Origin of the sequence: Streptomyces crystallinus (genome assembly GCF_039521265.1) — a bacterium.
Lineage (GTDB): Bacteria > Actinomycetota > Actinomycetes > Streptomycetales > Streptomycetaceae > Streptomyces > Streptomyces crystallinus.
Map to the genome: position 1 here is coordinate 207,611 of NZ_BAAACA010000005.1, position 16,829 is coordinate 224,439.

The 16,829-nt window shown below is 72.3% G+C and carries 12 protein-coding genes; 9 read left to right on the forward strand and 3 right to left on the reverse strand.

The window, feature by feature from the left end; genetic code table 11:
• Nucleotides 1-103: 103 nt before the first annotated feature.
• Together ABD236_RS03835 and ABD236_RS03840 are read left to right on the forward strand one after the other, a co-directional pair.
• Nucleotides 104-283, forward strand: coding sequence for a hypothetical protein (locus tag ABD236_RS03835; RefSeq protein ID WP_344070074.1), 180 nt, complete (start codon nt 104-106; stop codon nt 281-283).
• 18 nt (nt 284-301) lie between these two features.
• The gene (locus tag ABD236_RS03840; RefSeq protein WP_344070076.1) at nt 302-3,406 is read left to right on the forward strand and encodes a helix-turn-helix transcriptional regulator; all 3,105 of its coding nucleotides are present in this window, start codon (nt 302-304) and stop codon (nt 3,404-3,406) included.
• 54 nt (nt 3,407-3,460) lie between these two features.
• On the opposite strand, the gene ABD236_RS03845 is transcribed toward ABD236_RS03840, so the two are convergent.
• On the reverse strand, nt 3,461-4,618 hold the full coding sequence (locus ABD236_RS03845; RefSeq protein ID WP_344070078.1) for a PQQ-dependent sugar dehydrogenase: 1,158 nt from the start codon (nt 4,616-4,618) through the stop codon (nt 3,461-3,463).
• A 114-nt stretch (nt 4,619-4,732) separates the two neighbouring features.
• On the reverse strand, nt 4,733-5,731 hold the full coding sequence (locus ABD236_RS03850; protein ID WP_344070080.1) for an aldo/keto reductase: 999 nt from the start codon (nt 5,729-5,731) through the stop codon (nt 4,733-4,735).
• Between the two features lie 83 nt (nt 5,732-5,814).
• Here ABD236_RS03850 and ABD236_RS03855 point away from each other — a divergent pair, with 83 nt between their 5' ends.
• From ABD236_RS03855 to ABD236_RS03885, 7 genes are all read left to right on the forward strand, one after another.
• Nucleotides 5,815-6,753 carry a 2-hydroxyacid dehydrogenase gene (locus tag ABD236_RS03855; protein WP_344070082.1) on the forward strand — a complete coding sequence of 313 codons (939 nt, stop codon included), beginning with the start codon at nt 5,815-5,817 and terminating at the stop codon, nt 6,751-6,753.
• A gap of 465 nt (nt 6,754-7,218) precedes the next feature.
• Nucleotides 7,219-10,071 carry a putative bifunctional diguanylate cyclase/phosphodiesterase gene (locus ABD236_RS03860; protein WP_344070084.1) on the forward strand — a complete coding sequence of 951 codons (2,853 nt, stop codon included), beginning with the start codon at nt 7,219-7,221 and terminating at the stop codon, nt 10,069-10,071.
• A gap of 228 nt (nt 10,072-10,299) precedes the next feature.
• Nucleotides 10,300-12,159, forward strand: coding sequence for an acetolactate synthase large subunit (locus ABD236_RS03865; RefSeq protein WP_344070086.1), 1,860 nt, complete (start codon nt 10,300-10,302; stop codon nt 12,157-12,159).
• A gap of 23 nt (nt 12,160-12,182) precedes the next feature.
• Entirely contained in the window at nt 12,183-12,710 is a 528-nt protein-coding gene (gene ilvN / locus ABD236_RS03870; protein WP_067164603.1) for an acetolactate synthase small subunit, read from the forward strand.
• A 100-nt stretch (nt 12,711-12,810) separates the two neighbouring features.
• Nucleotides 12,811-13,812, forward strand: coding sequence for a ketol-acid reductoisomerase (gene ilvC, locus ABD236_RS03875; protein ID WP_344070089.1), 1,002 nt, complete (start codon nt 12,811-12,813; stop codon nt 13,810-13,812).
• 229 nt (nt 13,813-14,041) lie between these two features.
• On the forward strand, nt 14,042-15,631 hold the full coding sequence (gene serA, locus ABD236_RS03880) for a phosphoglycerate dehydrogenase (RefSeq protein WP_344070091.1): 1,590 nt from the start codon (nt 14,042-14,044) through the stop codon (nt 15,629-15,631).
• Nucleotides 15,632-15,826: 195 nt separating this feature from the next.
• Nucleotides 15,827-16,438 carry a TetR/AcrR family transcriptional regulator gene (locus ABD236_RS03885; RefSeq protein ID WP_344070093.1) on the forward strand — a complete coding sequence of 204 codons (612 nt, stop codon included), beginning with the start codon at nt 15,827-15,829 and terminating at the stop codon, nt 16,436-16,438.
• Here ABD236_RS03885 and ABD236_RS03890 read toward each other — a convergent pair.
• Nucleotides 16,427-16,829, reverse strand: a 403-nt coding sequence (locus ABD236_RS03890) for a PucR family transcriptional regulator (protein WP_344070095.1), incomplete at its 5' end; no start/stop codon positions are given. The two genes, ABD236_RS03885 and ABD236_RS03890, sit on opposite strands and share 12 nt — an antisense overlap.

The following is a 16,829-nucleotide window of genomic DNA, read 5'->3' on the forward strand; positions in this document are numbered from 1 at the left end:
CTCCCGATGCCCCAGGGCCCCCTGGGGGACGAAAGTAGAGGCATCGCAAGGAGCGAGGAACCACCGGGAAGAGCCCCTCACCAGGGGCGACAGGGAGACCGAGATGTTCGAGTACCAGATGCACAAGGTGAACCAGGCCGAGCTGCTCCGCGAGGCCGCCGCCCAGCGGCTGGTCCGCCAGGCCCGCGCCGCCCGCCGCAACCGGCGCGACGCCGACCAGGAAGGCGAGGGGCGGGTGAGCCAGCTGCGCGACCTGCGCGACCGCTTCGCGCACGCCGCCTGAGCGGGCGCGGGAACCCCGATGACCTTGATCGTCCCCATGGGTGCCGTAGGACCGGACAGCTGTGCGATGCTCGGCGACGTGGAGACCAGGTCCTTCAGCCCCGTGTTCGTCGGCCGCGCCGGTGAACTGACCGTCCTGAACGAAGCGCTCGCCCGCGCCACCGCGGGCGAGCCGCAGGCGTTGCTGGTGGGCGGTGAGGCCGGGGTGGGCAAGACCCGGCTCATCGAGGAGTTCACCGACGGCGCCTGTGACGCCGAGGCGGTCGTCGCCGTCGGCGGCTGTGTCGAGATCGGCGCCGACGGCCTGCCGTTCGCCCCGTTCTCCACCGCGCTGCGCACCCTGCGCCGCCGACTGCCCGAGGAGTTCGCCGCGGCCGCCGACGGCCAGGAGGAGGAACTGGCCCGGCTGCTGCCGGAGCTGGGCGAGGCCAGCCGGGAGAGCGGCGAGGACGGCACCGCCCGCCTCTTCGAACTCACCGTACGGCTCCTGGAGCGGACCGCCGCTGAGCGCACGGTCGTCCTGGTCCTGGAGGACCTGCACTGGGCGGACGCCTCCACCCGCCATCTGCTCGCCTATCTGCTGCGCACCCTGCGGCGCGGCCGGCTCGTCGTCGTCGCCACCTACCGCGCCGACGACATCCACCGCCGCCACCCGCTGCGCCCGCTGCTCGCCGAACTCGACCGGCTGCGCACGGTCCGGCGCATCGAGCTGTCCCGCTTCAGCCGGGGCGAGGTCCGGCGCCAGCTCACCGGGATCCTCGCCGCCGAGCCCGAACAGGCCCTGGTGGACGAGATCTTCGCGCGCTCCGACGGCAATGCCTTCTTCGTGGAGGAGCTCAGCGTCTGCCACGAGTCGGGCTGCTCCACCGGCGGCCTCAGTGAGTCCCTGCGCGACCTGCTGCTCGTACGGGTCGAGACGCTCTCCGAGGACGCCCAGCTCGTCGTCCGCATCCTCGCCGAGGGCGGCTCCACCGTGGAGCACCCGCTGCTCGCCGCGGTCTGCCGGCTCCCCGAGGACGACCTCGACGCGGCGCTGCGCGCGGCCGTCGGCGCCAACATCCTGCTGCCCACGGAGGACGGCGACGGCTACCGCTTCCGCCACTCCCTGGTCCGCGAGGCCGTCAGCGACGACCTGCTGCCCGGCGAGCGCTCCCGCCTCAACCGCCGGTACGCCGAGGCCCTGGAGGCCGACCCCTCGCTGGTCCGCGCCGACGAGCAGGCCACCCGGCTGGCCAGCTACTGGTACTCCGCGCACGACGCCGCCAAGGCGCTGCCCGTGGTGCTGCGCGCCGCCGTCGAGGCCCGCAAGCGGCACGCCTACTCCGAGCAACTGCGGCTGCTGGAGCGCGGTATGGAGCTGTGGGACTCCGTCCCCGCCGAAGGCCGCGCCGACCTGCGCCCCCTGGACTACGCCGGCGCCTACCCCTCCTGCTACACCTGCGACCCCCACACCACCCCCCTCGGCTATCTCGACCTGCTCGCCGAGGCGGCCGTCGCGGCCCGCTTCTGCGGGGAGCGCGAACGGGCCGTGAAGATCGCCAAGCGCGCGCTGCGGATCATCGAGGCCGAGGAGGCGGACGCCCCGCCCGGCACCCCGCACGGCGACCCGCTGCGGGCCGCCTGGTTCTGGACCGAGCTCTCCAAGCTGGTGCAGAGCCTCGGCCGCGGCGACGGCTGGGACGAGATCGCCACCGCCCAGGAGCTCGTCCGGGGACTTCCGCCGTCCGCCGTGCACGCGGCGATCCTGGCCACCGCCGCGGGCTGGGGCATGCTGCACCGCCCCGGCCCCGAGTCGCTCGCCGCCGCCGAGCGGGCCGTCGAGTACGCCAAGCTCGTCGACGCCGAGGAGACCGAGCTCAACGCCCGGCTCACCCTCGGCGGCCTGATGGTCGACGCGGGTGACGTCGAGGGCGGCCTCGCCATGATGCGCGAGGTCGTCGAGCGCTCCCTGGAGCTCGGCTTGGTCGGTGAAGCGGGCCGCGGCCATGTGAACCTCTCCTCCAGTCTCGAATCGGTCGGCCGCTCCCAGGAGGCCGCGCGGACCGCGGCCGAGGGCGTCCGCCTCTCGCGCAAGTACGGCCTGCTCGACAGCGAGGCCTGGGCTGCGGGCAACGAGTCCGACGCCCTGGTCGGCCTCGGCCGCTGGGACGAGGCCGCCGAGCGCGTCGAGTGGATCCAGCGCTCCGGTGTGAGCGGCAAGCCCCGGGGCTACTCCGCCCTTCGTCTCGCCCAGCTCGCCGTGCTCCGCGGCGAGCTGGACCTCGCCGCCGCCCGTCTCGCCGACGCCGTCGGCTACTTCGGCGCCCGCGACCCGCTGCCCCAGAACGCGCTGCCCGTCGCCCGGATCGAGCTCGCCGTCGCGGCCGGGCAGGGCCGCTTCGCCGACGCGCGCGCCGTGCTCGCCCGCGCGGCCGCGGGCGGCTTCCCGCCCGGCACCCAGCGGTACGGCTGGCCCCTGCTGATCACCGCCGCCGGCGTGGAGGCCGATCTGCGCGGGCTGCCCGCCGCTGAGCCGGGCCGGGCCGAGACGCTGGCCCTGATCCGCTCCACCGCTCGGACGATGCCCACCCCCAGCCCGCTCGCCAAGGCGTACGCCCTGTGCGTCGAGGCGGATCTGGCCCGCGCCGAGGGTCGCGACGACGCGGCCCGCTGGGAGGCCGCCGCCACCGCCCTCCAGCAGTTGGAGCGCCCCTACGAGCTCGCCCGGGTCTGCCACCGCTGGGCCGCCGCGCTGCTCGCCGAGGGCAACCGCCGCGACACCGTCGCCACGCTGCTGCGCCAGTCGCACTCCGCCGCCGTACGCATCGGGGCCCGGCCGCTGGTGGAGGAGCTGGAGCTGCTGGCCCGCCGGGCCCGGCTGGCGCTGACCGCGCCGGAACCCGCCGTCCCCGACGAGGCCGCCGACCCGGCCGGGGCACTCGGGCTGACCAGCCGGGAGCAGGACGTCCTGCGCCTGGTCGCCGCCGGACACAGCAACCGCCAGATCGCCGAGGAGCTGTACATCTCCCCGAAGACGGCCAGCGTGCACGTCTCCAACATCCTGGCCAAGCTGGGCGTCTCGGGCCGGGGCGAGGCCGCCGCGCTGGCCCACCGGCTCAACCTCTTCACGGAGAGCGCGGCCTGAGCGCGGGCGCCGACCGCCGGGGTCCGGGCAGCCGGGGTCCGGGCAGCCGGTTCGTCATGTCACCTCCAGCTCCAGGATCCGGTCGTCGCCCGGCTTCGGGGTGCCCCGGCCGTCGGTCTGGCTGGTGACCAGGAGCAGGGTGTGCGGCCCCGTCGCCATCACCGTGCGCAGCCGTCCGTACGAGGACGAGAGGAACGCCTGCGGCGGCGCCAGCGGCTTGGTGCCGTCCAGCGGGATGCGCCAGAGCCGCTGGCCGCGCAGCGACGCCATCCAGATGCTGCCCGCCGCATAGGCCACCCCGCTCGGTGAGGCCTCCGAGGTCTTCCACTGCTCCACCGGGTCCACGAACCCGGGCTTGCCGCCCTTGCCCTCGACCAGCGGCCAGCCGTCGTTCTCCCCCGGCCCGATCAGATTGAGCTCGTCCCAGGTGTCCTGGCCGAACTCGGAGGCCCACAGCCGCTTCGCGTCGTCCCAGGCGAGGCCCTGGACGTTGCGGTGGCCGTACGAATACACCACCGAGTCCGCCTCCGGGTTGCCGTGCACCGGCAGGCCGTCCGGGGTCATCCGCAGGATCTTGCCGCCCAGCGACTTCTTGTCCTGGGCCAGACCCCGGTCGCCCGTCTCGCCCGTGCCCGCGTACAGCATCTTGTCCGGGCCGAAGGCGATCCGGCCGCCGTTGTGGATGGTGCCCTTGGGAATGCCCCGCAGGATGGTGTCGGGCGCGCCCAGCTGCTCGCCCGCCGGGCGCTTGTCGTCGTAGATCATGCGGGCGATGCGGTTGTCGGACTCGGTGGTGAAGTACGCGTACACCTGGTGGTCCGAGGCGAAGGCGGGGGAGAGGGCGAGGCCGAGCAGACCGCCCTCGCCGCCCGGCTTCACCCCCGGGACACTGCCGATCACCGTCGCCTTGCCCGCCGTGTCGACCCGGCTGACCGTGCCCTCGTCGCGCGAGGCGACGAGCAGGCCGCCGTCGGGCAGCGGGGCCACGCCCCAGGGCGACTTGAGGCCCTGGGCCACGGTTCTGACGACCTTCACCGTGCCCTTCGCCGGTGGGAGCTTCGCGGCGGACGCGGTGGAGGAGGCGCTCGGGGAGCTCGGCGCGGGCGTCGAGTGGGCGCCGCCGGCCGGGCGCGGCGCGGTCCCGGACGAGCACCCGGCCGCGAGCACCAGCGCGGCGGCGGCCAACAGGGCCGTCAGAGCAGGACGTTGCACGGTTCGCTTCCTTTCGAGCGGCTGCGGTCTCTACGGTACTTACACCGCCCGAGCCCCTCAGGTTCCCGACCACCTTCCCGGCCTCTTCGACAGCCCCCTCAGTCCCTCGGATCCTCAGTCCCACGACCCCCGGGCCGCCGGCAGCCGTTCGATCTCCGCCTCGTCCCGGGGCGTCAGGACGAGCCCCGCCGCCGCCGCGTTCTCGCGGGCCCACTCCTCGCGTTTGGTGCCCGGCACCGGGACCACGTGCGGGCCCCGGCCCAGCAGCCAGGCCAGGGCGACCTGGGCCGGGGTCACCCCGTCCCCGTGGCGCGCCGCGACCCGGCGCAGCCCCGCCACCACGGGCTGGTTGGCCGCCATCATCTCGGCGGTGAAACGGGGGTGCCGGGCCCGTACGTCGTCCGGCTCGAAGCCCTGGCCCGGGGTGAGCGTGCCGCTGAGGAAGCCGCTGCCGAGCGGCATCGCGGCGAGGAAGCCCACACCCCGCGCCGCACACCACGGCAGCAGCGCGTCCAGCGCGTCGCGCGCCCACACCGACAGCTCGGCCTGGACCGCGCTGACCGGGAACACCTGCTGCACCCGCTCCAGTTGACGTATCGTCACTTCATAGGGGGCGCCCGACCTCCGGCCCGTCGGGTTATCCGTCGCGCACACCCCCAGCGCCCGCACCTTGCCCGCCGTCACCAGCTCCGCCATCGCACCCCAGGTCTCCTCGACCGGCACCTCGGGGTCCGCCCGGTGCAGCTGGTAGAGGTCGATGACGTCCGTCTGGAGCCGCCGCAGCGAGGCGTCGCAGGCGCGCTTCACATAGCCGGGGCGTCCATTGGCCACCACATGCGCGTCGCCGCCCACCAGCAGCCCGCACTTGGTGGCGACGAAGGCGTCGGCCCGGCGCTCCTTCAGGGCGCGGCCCACCAGCAGCTCGTTCTTGAACGGGCCGTACATGTCCGCGGTGTCGAGCAGGGAGGACCCGGCGTCGAGCGCGGCGTGCACGGCCCGCAGCGAGCGGTCCCCGCGCTGCTGCGACGTGGTGTATCCCCAGCTCATCGGCATACAGCCGAGGCCGATCGCGCCCACCTCCAGGGTCGCCGCACCGATAGTCCTGCGCTCCAACTCCCCGTACCCCTCCGTACCGCCCTGGGTGTGACCCCCAAACTAACCTCTGGTCGCCGGGGGTCCTGACATAGCCTCCGGGCATGACTGCAGACGTGTGGCTCCCCTTCCGTGCCGACGAGATCCCGGGCCTTCCCGACGGCCTCTCCTACCGCCTGTGGGACGGCGGCCCGGACTACCCCGCCGACCCCGCCGACTGCGCCTTCTACGTGGTCCCGTACATGAAGGGCGCGGCCACCGCCGTACGCCCGCTCGCCGCGATGACGGGCGTACGGGTCGTGCAGACCCTGTCGGCGGGCATCGACCACGTACAGCAGGGCCTCGACTCGCTGCCCCGGGGCGTGCGGCTCTGCAACGCGCGCGGTGTGCACGAGGCGTCCACCGCCGAGCTCACCCTCGCGCTGATCCTCGCCTCGCTGCGGGGGATTCCCTCCTTCGTCGCGGGGCAGGAGAAGGAGGAGTGGCGGTCGGGGTTCTATCCGGCCCTCGCCGGCAGGTCGGTGCTGATCGTGGGGTACGGATCGATCGGCGCGGCCATCGAGGACCGGCTCGCGCCGTTCGAGTGCGCCCGGGTGGCGCGCGTGGCGCGCTCCTGGCGCACGACTGCGCGCGGCCCAGTGCATCCCCTCACCGAACTGCCCGCACTCCTCCCGGAGGCCGACGTGGTGGTCCTCTCCACCCCCCTCACCGAGCAGACGAAGGGCCTGGCGGGCGCAGAGTTCCTGGGCCGCATGAAGGACGGGGCGCTGCTGGTGAACGTGGCGCGGGGCCCGGTCGTGGACACCAAGGCGCTCCTCGCGGAGCTGGAGAGCGGCCGTCTGCGGGCCGCCCTGGACGTCACCGATCCCGAGCCGCTGCCCGCCGGACACCCGCTGTGGCATGCGCCGAACGTTCTGATCAGCCCTCATGTCGGGGGCTCCACATCGGCGTTCCTGCCGCGCGCCAAGGCGCTGCTCGCCCGCCAGCTGACCAAGTACGCGGCCGGGGAGGAGCTGGACAACGTGGTCCTGACGATCGCGTAGGGCCGCCCCGCCCCCGCTCGGCGACTCTGCGCACCGGGCCGGGTGCGGTCCGTGGCGGCAACTCCCTTGGTGGTCACGGAGCGTAGAGGAACTATGTCCCTGAGTGACGAGACTGGTGTATCGTCCCGACCGGGGGCTGCGCCGCGTGTCTGACGGCGCGGGGGAGCGAATGTCACAGCGAGGGGGGCGACGGGCGATGCACGGCCAATGGACCAACGATCCGACGCGGCGGAGCCGCCGACGGCTACCCCGAGGCGCACGGCCGGGGCTCCTGAGGGGCCGCACCCGGCCCCAGGTCCGCGCCCGGGCCCGCACCCGGATGCCGGCCCGGACCCGGCCGCCGGCCAGGGCGGCCCGCCCGCCCTCGCCGACCGCCCGCCCGGCGTCCGCGAGGGCCCACCCGCCGGGCCGCACCAGCGGTCCCGGAGCCCGCGTCCGTACGGCGGCCGGACCCGGAGGGGCCCGGTGAGCGCCCCCGGCGCGGTGCTGCCCCACCGGCCGCTGCCCGACGGCGGGACGGGCCTGGTGCCCCAGCTGGTCCTGGCGGTGGTCTGCGCCGGGTACGCGACGGGCGCGGCGCTCGGCTGGGGATCCCCGGAAGTCGCCGATGTGATGGGGGACTTCGGGCTCAGCGCCGCGGCGATGGCGGCCTCGGTCTCCTGCTTCCTCTACGCGCGCGGAGGCGCCGGGGAGGCGGAGAGCCGCTTTCGGCCCGCGTGGCTCCTGTTCTCGTTCTCCTCCGCCATGGCGGCGAGCGGCAACGGAGTCTGGGGGTGGTACGAGGTGGTGCTCGACCACGCTGCCATCCCCTCGCCCTCCCTGGCCGACCTGTTCTTCCTGCTCTTCGCGCCGCCCGCGATCGTCGGGCTGCTTGTGCTGGCCAAGCGCCCGGTCACCCGGGCCGGCTGGGTCTGCCTGGCGCTGGACTCCTGGCTGATCGGCGGCTCGCTGCTGACCCTCTCCTGGAGCCTGGCCCTCGCGCACACCGCGCACTTCGAGGGCGAGAGCGTCGCCGGCGCCGCGCTGGCCCTCGCGTATCCCCTGCTCGACATCGTGCTCGTGAGCATGGTGCTCGCCCTGCACTTCCGGCGCTCCTCCGCCAACCGGTCGGCGGTCAACACGGCCATCGCCGCGCTCGCCCTGACCGTGCTGTGCGACGCGCTGTACACCTCACCGCTGCTGCGGGTGCACTACCGCTCCGGCCAGCTCCTGGACGCGGGCTGGTTCGCCGCCTCGCTGCTGCTCGCCTACGCGCCGTGGGGAGCCCGCAGGCTCGCCCCCGGCCGGGCCTGCGCGCCGCCACCGCCGCCGAGGCGGCCCGGCGCGCTCCCCGCCAGCAGGCCGATCGCGGGCTCGCTGGGAGCGCTCACGCCGTACCTCGCGGCGGCCGTGTGCACCCTGGGGATCCTCTACAACGTGATCGAGGGCCGCCGGGTCGACCGCGTGGTCGTCTTCACCGGGTGCACGGTGGTGCTCGCGCTGGTGGTGCGCCAGGGAATCATGCTGGTGGACAACATCGCGCTCACCCACGAACTGGCCCAGAAGGAGAACCACTTCCGCTCCCTGGTGCAGGGCTCCAGCGACGTCATCATGATCGCCGCGCCGAGCGGGATACTGCGGTACGTCAGCCCCGCCGCCGCGGGCGTCTACGGACGGGACGCGGAGGACCTGGTCGGCTCCGAGCTGGCCTCCCTGATCCACCCGGAGGACCTGGGCCGGGTGGTGCACGAGGTGCGGCGCTTCCTGGCCGCGCCCCCGGCCGAGGAGCCGGCCGGCCGGATCGAGTGCCGCTTCAGGTCCGGCACCGGCGAGTGGCTGAACGTGGAGTCGACCATCAACCGCCACCAGGGCGGCCTGATCCTCAACAGCCGGGACGTGACCGAACGGGTGCGCCTCCAGGCCCAGTTGCAGCACAACGCCGAGCACGACCCGCTCACCGACCTGCCCAACCGCGCCCTGTTCACCGAGCGGGTGCGCCAGGCGCTGAGCGGCCGCCGCGCCTCCGACCCGGGCACGGCGGTGCTCTTCATCGACCTCGACGGCTTCAAGCAGGTCAACGACACCATCGGCCACCAGGCCGGCGACGAGCTGCTGATCCAGGCGGCCCGCCGCCTCCAGGACTCGGTCCGGGCCGGCGACACGGCCGCCCGCCTCGGCGGCGACGAGTTCGCGGCCCTGATCCTCGGTGACGGCGGCCGCGACCGGGCCGCCCGCCAGCGCCAGGTGTACGAGATCGCCGACCGGCTGCGGCTGACCCTCTCCCAGCCGTACCAGATCGACGGCAACGAGGTACGGGTCGCCGCCTCCATCGGGGTGGCCTTCGCCGAGCGCGACGTCAGCGCCCGCGAGCTGATGCGCAACGCCGACCTCGCGATGTACCGGGCCAAGTCCGGCGGCAAGAACCGGGTGGAGATGTACGCGCCGCAGATGCAGGCCGAGGTGGTGCGCAAGACCGAGCTGGCCGCCCGGCTGCGCACCGCGCTGCACGAGGGCGAGTTCGCGCTGCTGCACCAGCCGGTGGTCAATCTGACCACCGGGCGGGTCGCCGCCGTGGCCGCGCAGGCGCGCTGGAGATCGGCCCAGGGGATCCTCTTCACCCCGGCCGAATTCCTGCGGGTCGCCGACGACAGCGAGCGCACGGCGGAGCTGGGCCGCTGGCTTCTGGAAGAGGCCGTCGAGCAAGCTGCCGAGCGCTGCCGGGCCGGACACGACACCCCGGTCGCGGTGCGGCTGCCGGCCCGCCGCCTGCTCGACAAGTCGATGCCGCTGGGATCCGTGGAAGCCCTGCTGACCAGGCACGGGCTGCCGTCCGGAGCGCTGGTGATCGAGCTGGCCGACAGCGACCCCAGGATCTCCTTCGACGAGCTGGAGCGCCGTCTGGTGAGCCTGCGCCGACTCGGCGTACGGATCGCCCTGGACGGCTTCGGCAGCGGGTACGCGGCGATCAACGCCCTGCGCCGGCTCCCCATCGACGTACTGAAACTGGACAGGGGACTGGTCGAGGGCGTGGTCGAGTCCGCCCGGCTGCACAAGATCACCAGCGGGCTGCTGAGGATCGCCTGCGACCTCGGGATGCAGTCGGTGGCCGACGGCGTGGACGTGCCGGAGCAGGTGCTGGCGCTGCGGGCCATGGGGTGCACCCACGGGCAGGGCATGGCCTTCTCCGGGCCGCTGGACGAGTACCGGCTGCGCCGGGCCCTGGTGCGGGGCACGTTCCCGGTTCCGGGCGGGGCCGCGCTGCCCGTGCTCAGCGGCCGGGCGCTGCCCTCCGTCCGGGTCAATCACTCAAATAGTGAGACACCCGTCCCACCCACTTGACACGTCCGGGGCGCCGGGGGGAGGGTCAATGCCATGCGCACCCGAATTCTCGTACTTGGAAAGCGCGTCGGCTGAAGCCGGGCCCCCACGCGGGCCCAGTGGACCACACCCGACGCGCTCCCCTCGCTTGCCTCACGGCACGAGGGGTTTTTTGTTGCACTGGCACACCTGAAGCACGACAGCGATCTCGACCAAACCCCCGCATAAACCCTCAGCTTCGAGAAGAGAATGCCGATGACCGAGCAGGCCACCGGGGCCCACCACCCGCAGCCGCGGGCCCGTAACGGCGGATCCCAGTCCGCCACCGTTGAGCACGTCACGGGCGCGCAGTCCCTCATCCGCTCTCTCGAGGAAGTGGGGGCCGAGACCGTCTTCGGCATTCCGGGCGGCGCCATCCTCCCGGCGTACGACCCGATGATGGACTCCACCCGGGTGCGCCACGTGCTGGTCCGCCACGAGCAGGGCGCGGGCCACGCCGCCACCGGCTACGCGCAGGCCACCGGCAAGGTCGGCGTCTGTATGGCGACCTCGGGCCCCGGCGCCACCAACCTGGTCACGCCGATCGCGGACGCCCATATGGACTCCGTCCCGCTGGTCGCCATCACCGGGCAGGTCTCCTCCAAGGCGATCGGCACCGACGCCTTCCAGGAGGCGGACATCGTCGGCATCACGATGCCGATCACCAAGCACAACTTCCTGGTCACCAAGGCCGAGGACATCCCCAAGACGATCGCGGAGGCCTTCCACATCGCCTCCACCGGCCGCCCGGGCCCGGTCCTGGTCGACATCGCCAAGGACGCCCTCCAGGCGCGCACCACCTTCTCCTGGCCGCCGCACATGGACCTGCCGGGCTACCGCCCGGTCACCAAGCCGCACGCCAAGCAGATCCGCGAGGCCGCCAAGCTGATCGTCCAGGCCAAGCGCCCGGTCCTGTACGTCGGCGGCGGCGTCCTGAAGGCCGGTGCCACGGCCGAGCTGAAGGTCCTCGCGGAGCTCACCGGAGCGCCCGTCACCACCACCCTGATGGCGCTCGGCGCCTTCCCCGACAGCCACCCGCTGCACGTGGGGATGCCCGGTATGCACGGTGCGGTCACCGCCGTCACCGCGCTCCAGAAGTCCGACCTGCTGATCGCGCTCGGCACCCGCTTCGACGACCGGGTCACCGGCAAGCTGGACAGCTTCGCCCCGTACGCGAAGATCATCCACGCGGACATCGACCCCGCCGAGATCGGCAAGAACCGCGAGGTCGACGTGCCGATCGTGGGCGACGCCCGCGAGGTCATCGCCGATCTGGTGCAGGCCGTCCAGGCCGAGCACACCGAGGGCCACACGGGCGACTACACCGCCTGGTGGAACGACCTGAACCGGTGGCGCGAGACCTACCCGCTCGGCTACGACCAGCCGGACGACGGCAGCCTCTCGCCCCAGCAGGTCATCCAGCGCATCGGCGAGCTCGCCCCGGCCGACACCATCTACGCGGCCGGCGTCGGCCAGCACCAGATGTGGGCCGCCCACTTCATCAACTACGAGCGCCCCGCCACCTGGCTGAACTCCGGCGGCGCCGGGACGATGGGGTACGCGGTCCCGGCCGCCATGGGCGCCAAGGCCGGTATGCCCGAGCGCCCGGTCTGGGCGATCGACGGCGACGGCTGCTTCCAGATGACCAACCAGGAGCTCACCACGTGTGCGCTCAACAACATCCCGATCAAGGTCGCCATCATCAACAACGGCGCCCTCGGGATGGTCCGCCAGTGGCAGACCCTCTTCTACAACCAGCGCTACTCCAACACCGTGCTGCACAGCGGCCCGGAGGCCACCGGCAAGGAGCCCAGCGCCGGCACCCGCGTCCCGGACTTCGTGAAGCTGTCCGAGGCGATGGGCTGCTACGCGATCCGCTGTGAGCGCCCGGAGGACCTGGACAAGGCCATCGAAGAGGCCAACTCGATCAACGACCGCCCGGTCGTCGTCGACTTCATCGTCCACGAGGACGCCCAGGTGTGGCCGATGGTCGCCGCCGGCACCTCCAACGACGAGGTCATGGCCGCCCGCGGCGTCCGTCCCGACTTCGGCGACAACGAAGACGACTGAGAGAGCAGAGAGAGACCGCCACCATGTCCACCAAGCACACGCTCTCCGTCCTGGTCGAGAACACCCCCGGTATCCTCGCCCGGATCGCCGCGCTGTTCTCCCGCCGCGGTTTCAACATCGACTCGCTCGCCGTCGGTGTCACCGAACACCCCGACATCTCCCGCATCACCATTGTGGTCAATGTCGAGGACCTGCCCCTGGAGCAGGTGACGAAACAGCTCAACAAGCTGGTCAACGTCCTGAAGATCGTCGAACTCGAGCCCAGCGCTGCGATCCAGCGCGAACTCGTTCTGGTGAAGGTGCGTGCCGACAACGAGACGCGCTCCCAGATCGTCGAGATCGTCCAGCTGTTCCGCGCCAAGACCGTCGACGTCTCGCCCGAGGCCGTGACCATCGAGGCCACCGGCGGAGCCGACAAGCTGGAGGCGATGCTCAAGATGCTGGAGCAGTTCGGTATCAAGGAGCTCGTCCAGTCCGGGACGATCGCCATAGGGCGCGGCTCGCGGTCCATCACCGACCGCAGCCTGCGGGCCCTGGACCGCACGGCCTGAACCCGCCCCCTCGCGTGTTCGTATCGCGAGACTCAAAACTTCACCTGGCATCCCCGCCGTACGGTGGGACGCAACACCAGCACACCAAGGAGATATCCCAGTGGCCGAGCTGTTCTACGACGACGACGCCGACCTGTCCATCATCCAGGGCCGCAAGGTCGCGGTGATCGGTTACGGCAGCCAGGGCCACGCCCACGCGCTGTCGCTCCGTGACTCCGGTGTCGACGTCCGCGTCGGCCTGCACGAGGGCTCCAAGTCCAAGGCCAAGGCCGAGGAGCAGGGTCTGCGCGTGGTCACGCCCGCCGAGGCCGCCGCCGAGGCCGACGTCATCATGATCCTGGTCCCGGACCCGATCCAGGCCCAGGTCTACGAGGAGTCCATCAAGGACAACCTGAAGGACGGCGACGCGCTGTTCTTCGGCCACGGCCTCAACGTGCGCTTCGGCTTCATCAAGGCCCCCGAGGGCGTCGACGTCTGCATGGTCGCCCCCAAGGGCCCGGGCCACCTGGTCCGCCGCCAGTACGAGGAGGGCCGCGGCGTCCCGTGTATCGCGGCCGTCGAGCAGGACGCCACCGGCAACGGCTTCGCGCTGGCGCTCTCGTACGCCAAGGGCATCGGCGGCACCCGGGCCGGCGTCATCAAGACCACCTTCACCGAGGAGACCGAGACCGACCTGTTCGGTGAGCAGGCCGTGCTCTGCGGCGGCACCTCCGCGCTGGTCAAGGCGGGCTTCGAGACCCTCGTCGAGGCGGGCTACCAGCCGGAGATCGCCTACTTCGAGTGCCTCCACGAGCTGAAGCTCATCGTCGACCTGATGTACGAGGGCGGCCTGGAGAAGATGCGCTGGTCGGTCTCCGAGACCGCCGAGTGGGGCGACTACGTGACCGGCCCCCGCATGATCACCGCCGACACCAAGGCCGAGATGAAGAAGGTCCTCACCGAGATCCAGGACGGCACCTTCGCCAAGAACTGGATGGACGAGTACCACGGCGGTCTGAAGAAGTACAACGAGTACAAGACCCAGGACGAGAACCACCTCCTGGAGACCACCGGCAAGGAGCTGCGCAAGCTCATGAGCTGGGTGAACGACGAGGAGGCGTAAGCCTTCGAGGGGCCGCGGCACTGCGCCGCGGCCCCTTGTCCATCCCGTCCACACCCACACGGGTGACATTCCGCCACGGCGGAAAACCCCGACTTGAGCACCACTACACTGCTGCTCAACACATCGCGTCAGGCCCACAGCGTCGTGCGCTTCCACGCGGCAAGCACCCCTTCCACCGCCTGCGGCCGTCGGGACGGCAGTCCGCAGCACTGGAACTGTGAGGACTCACGTGAGCTCGAAACCTGTCGTACTCATCGCTGAAGAGCTGTCGCCCGCCACCGTCGACGCGCTCGGTCCGGACTTCGAGATCCGGCACTGCAACGGAGCCGACCGCGCCGAACTGCTGCCCGCCATCGCCGACGTGGACGCGATCCTCATTCGCTCCGCGACCAAGGTCGACGCCGAGGCCATCGCCGCGGCCAGGAAGCTGAGGGTCGTCGCCCGCGCGGGCGTGGGCCTGGACAACGTGGACGTCTCCGCCGCCACCAAGGCCGGCGTGATGGTCGTCAACGCCCCGACCTCCAACATCGTCACCGCCGCCGAGCTCGCCTGCGGCCTGCTGGTGGCCACCGCGCGCAACATCCCGCAGGCCAACACCGCGCTGAAGAACGGCGAGTGGAAGCGGAACAAGTACACCGGCGTCGAGCTGAGCGAGAAGACCCTCGGCGTCGTCGGCCTCGGCCGCATCGGCGTGCTGGTCGCCCAGCGCATGTCGGCCTTCGGGATGAAGATCGTCGCGTACGACCCCTATGTGCAGCCCGCGCGCGCCGCGCAGATGGGCGTCAAGCTCCTCACCCTCGACGAGCTGCTCCAGGTCGCGGACTTCATCACCGTGCACCTGCCCAAGACCCCCGAGACCCTGGGCCTCATCGGCGACGAGGCGCTCCACAAGGTCCAGCCGCACGTCCGCATCGTGAACGCGGCCCGCGGCGGCATCGTCGACGAGGCCGCGCTGTACTCGGCGCTCAAGGAGGGCCGCGTCGCGGGCGCGGGCCTGGACGTGTACGCCAAGGAGCCCTGCACGGACTCCCCGCTCTTCGAGCTCGACCAGGTCGTCTGCACCCCGCACCTGGGCGCCTCCACCGACGAGGCCCAGGAGAAGGCGGGCATCGCGGTCGCCCGCTCGGTGCGCCTGGCGCTCGCCGGCGAGCTGGTACCGGACGCGGTCAACGTCCAGGGCGGTGTCATCGCCGAGGACGTCAAGCCCGGACTGCCGCTCGCCGAGCGGCTGGGCCGGATCTTCACCGCCCTCGCGGGCGAGGTGGCGGTCCGCCTCGACGTCGAGGTGTACGGCGAGATCACCCAGCACGACGTGAAGGTGCTCGAACTCAGCGCGCTCAAGGGCGTGTTCGAGGACGTGGTCGACGAGACCGTGTCGTACGTCAACGCCCCCCTGTTCGCGCAGGAGCGCGGCGTCGAGGTGCGGCTGACCACCAGCTCGGAGTCCCCGGACCACCGCAACGTCGTCACCGTGCGCGGCACGCTCTCGGGCGGCGAGGAGGTCGCCATCTCCGGCACGCTGGCCGGCCCCAAGCACCTCCAGAAGATCGTGGCGATCGGCGACTACGACGTGGACCTGGCGCTCGCCGACCACATGGTCGTCCTGCGCTACGAGGACCGCCCCGGCGTGGTCGGCACGGTCGGCCAGATCCTCGGCGAGGCGGGTCTGAACATCGCGGGCATGCAGGTCGCTCGCGCGGAGGAGGGTGGCGAGGCGCTGGCCGTCCTGACCGTGGACGACAGCGTGCCGCAGCCGGTGCTGACGGAGGTCGCGGACGCGATCGGCGCGACGTCTGCGCGCTCGGTGAACCTGGTCTGACCCTTTCCCCGGCCTTCGTCTGCGGGCCGGTGGCCGCTTCTCGCGCGGTTCCCCGCGCCCCTGGGTACTTAGGGGCGCGGGGAACTGCGCGACCGGCCCACCACGGTCCGCAGCCGAAAAACCACCCGGTGCAGCGCGCCAACCCCGCCATACGCGCGTATTACACGTACGTATAAAACCCGGTAAGCTCCCCGCATGGGACACCGTGAGGATCTACTCGACGGCGCCAAGCGCTGCCTGCTGGAGAAGGGCTTCGCGCGGACGACCGCGCGGGACATCGTCAAGGAGTCGGGGACCAATCTCGCGTCCATCGGCTACCACTACGGCTCCAAGGACGCCCTGCTCGCGCAGGCGTACATCGCCATGGTCGAAGGGGTCTCCGACGCCTTCGACGCGCCCGGGGGGACGGCGGCGGCCACCGAGCCCGGCTCGCTGGAGCGCTTCCAGGAGGTCTGGTCGAACATCATCGCCACCATGGAGCAGCCCGGCTCGATGTGGCACCTCAGCATGGAGATCATCGTCATGGGCGACCAGCTGCCGGGAGTGCGCGACCATCTGGCGCAGGCCCAGCGCGAGGGCGCGCGCGGCATCATCCCCATGTTCATGGGCGGGGTCGAGGCCGAGGTCGGGGACGACGAGGTCGACACCCTCGGCAAGCTCTATATGACGCTGATGATGGGGCTCATCGCCCAGTGGACCTTCGACCCGGGCACCGCGCCGAGCGGCGCCGAGCTCACCGAGGGGCTGCGGCGGCTCATCGCGGCCACCGGGCCCAAGGGCGGCCCGGGCGAGCCCTCACAGGCGTGACGCCTTCAGGGCCATGTGCAGCAGCAGCCGGTCCTCGCCCGCGTCGAGGTCGAGCCCGGTGAGCTGCTCGACCCGGGAGAGCCGGTAGTAGAGGGTCTGGCGGTGGATGCCGAGCGCCGCCGCCGTACGGCCCGCCTGGCCCGCGCAGTCGAGGAACACCTCGGCGGTGCGGGCCAGTTCCGTGTGCGAGGGGTCGAGCAGGGCGCGGACCGCCACGTCGTGGGGCGCGCTGTCGGGGAGCGCGGTCAGCAGCCGGTACGGGCCGATCGCCGCCCACTGGGCGACCGGGCCGAGCCCGGGTTCGGCCAGCGCGGCCCGGGCGGCGCCGGCCGCCTCGCCCCAGGAGGCGGGCAGCTCGCCCAGGCCCCGGCGGGCCGGCGCGACCCCGGCC

Bases quoted from the DNA above. Each gene is read 5' to 3' on its own strand.
- ABD236_RS03835 (WP_344070074.1), top strand. From the start codon at position 104: ATGTTCGAGTACCAGATGCACAAGGTGAACCAGGCCGAGCTGCTCCGC.
- ABD236_RS03840 (WP_344070076.1), top strand. From the start codon at position 302: ATGACCTTGATCGTCCCCATGGGTGCCGTAGGACCGGACAGCTGTGCG.
- ABD236_RS03855 (WP_344070082.1), top strand. From the start codon at position 5,815: ATGACTGCAGACGTGTGGCTCCCCTTCCGTGCCGACGAGATCCCGGGC.
- ABD236_RS03865 (WP_344070086.1), top strand. From the start codon at position 10,300: ATGCCGATGACCGAGCAGGCCACCGGGGCCCACCACCCGCAGCCGCGG.
- ilvN (WP_067164603.1), top strand. From the start codon at position 12,183: ATGTCCACCAAGCACACGCTCTCCGTCCTGGTCGAGAACACCCCCGGT.
- ABD236_RS03885 (WP_344070093.1), top strand. From the start codon at position 15,827: ATGGGACACCGTGAGGATCTACTCGACGGCGCCAAGCGCTGCCTGCTG.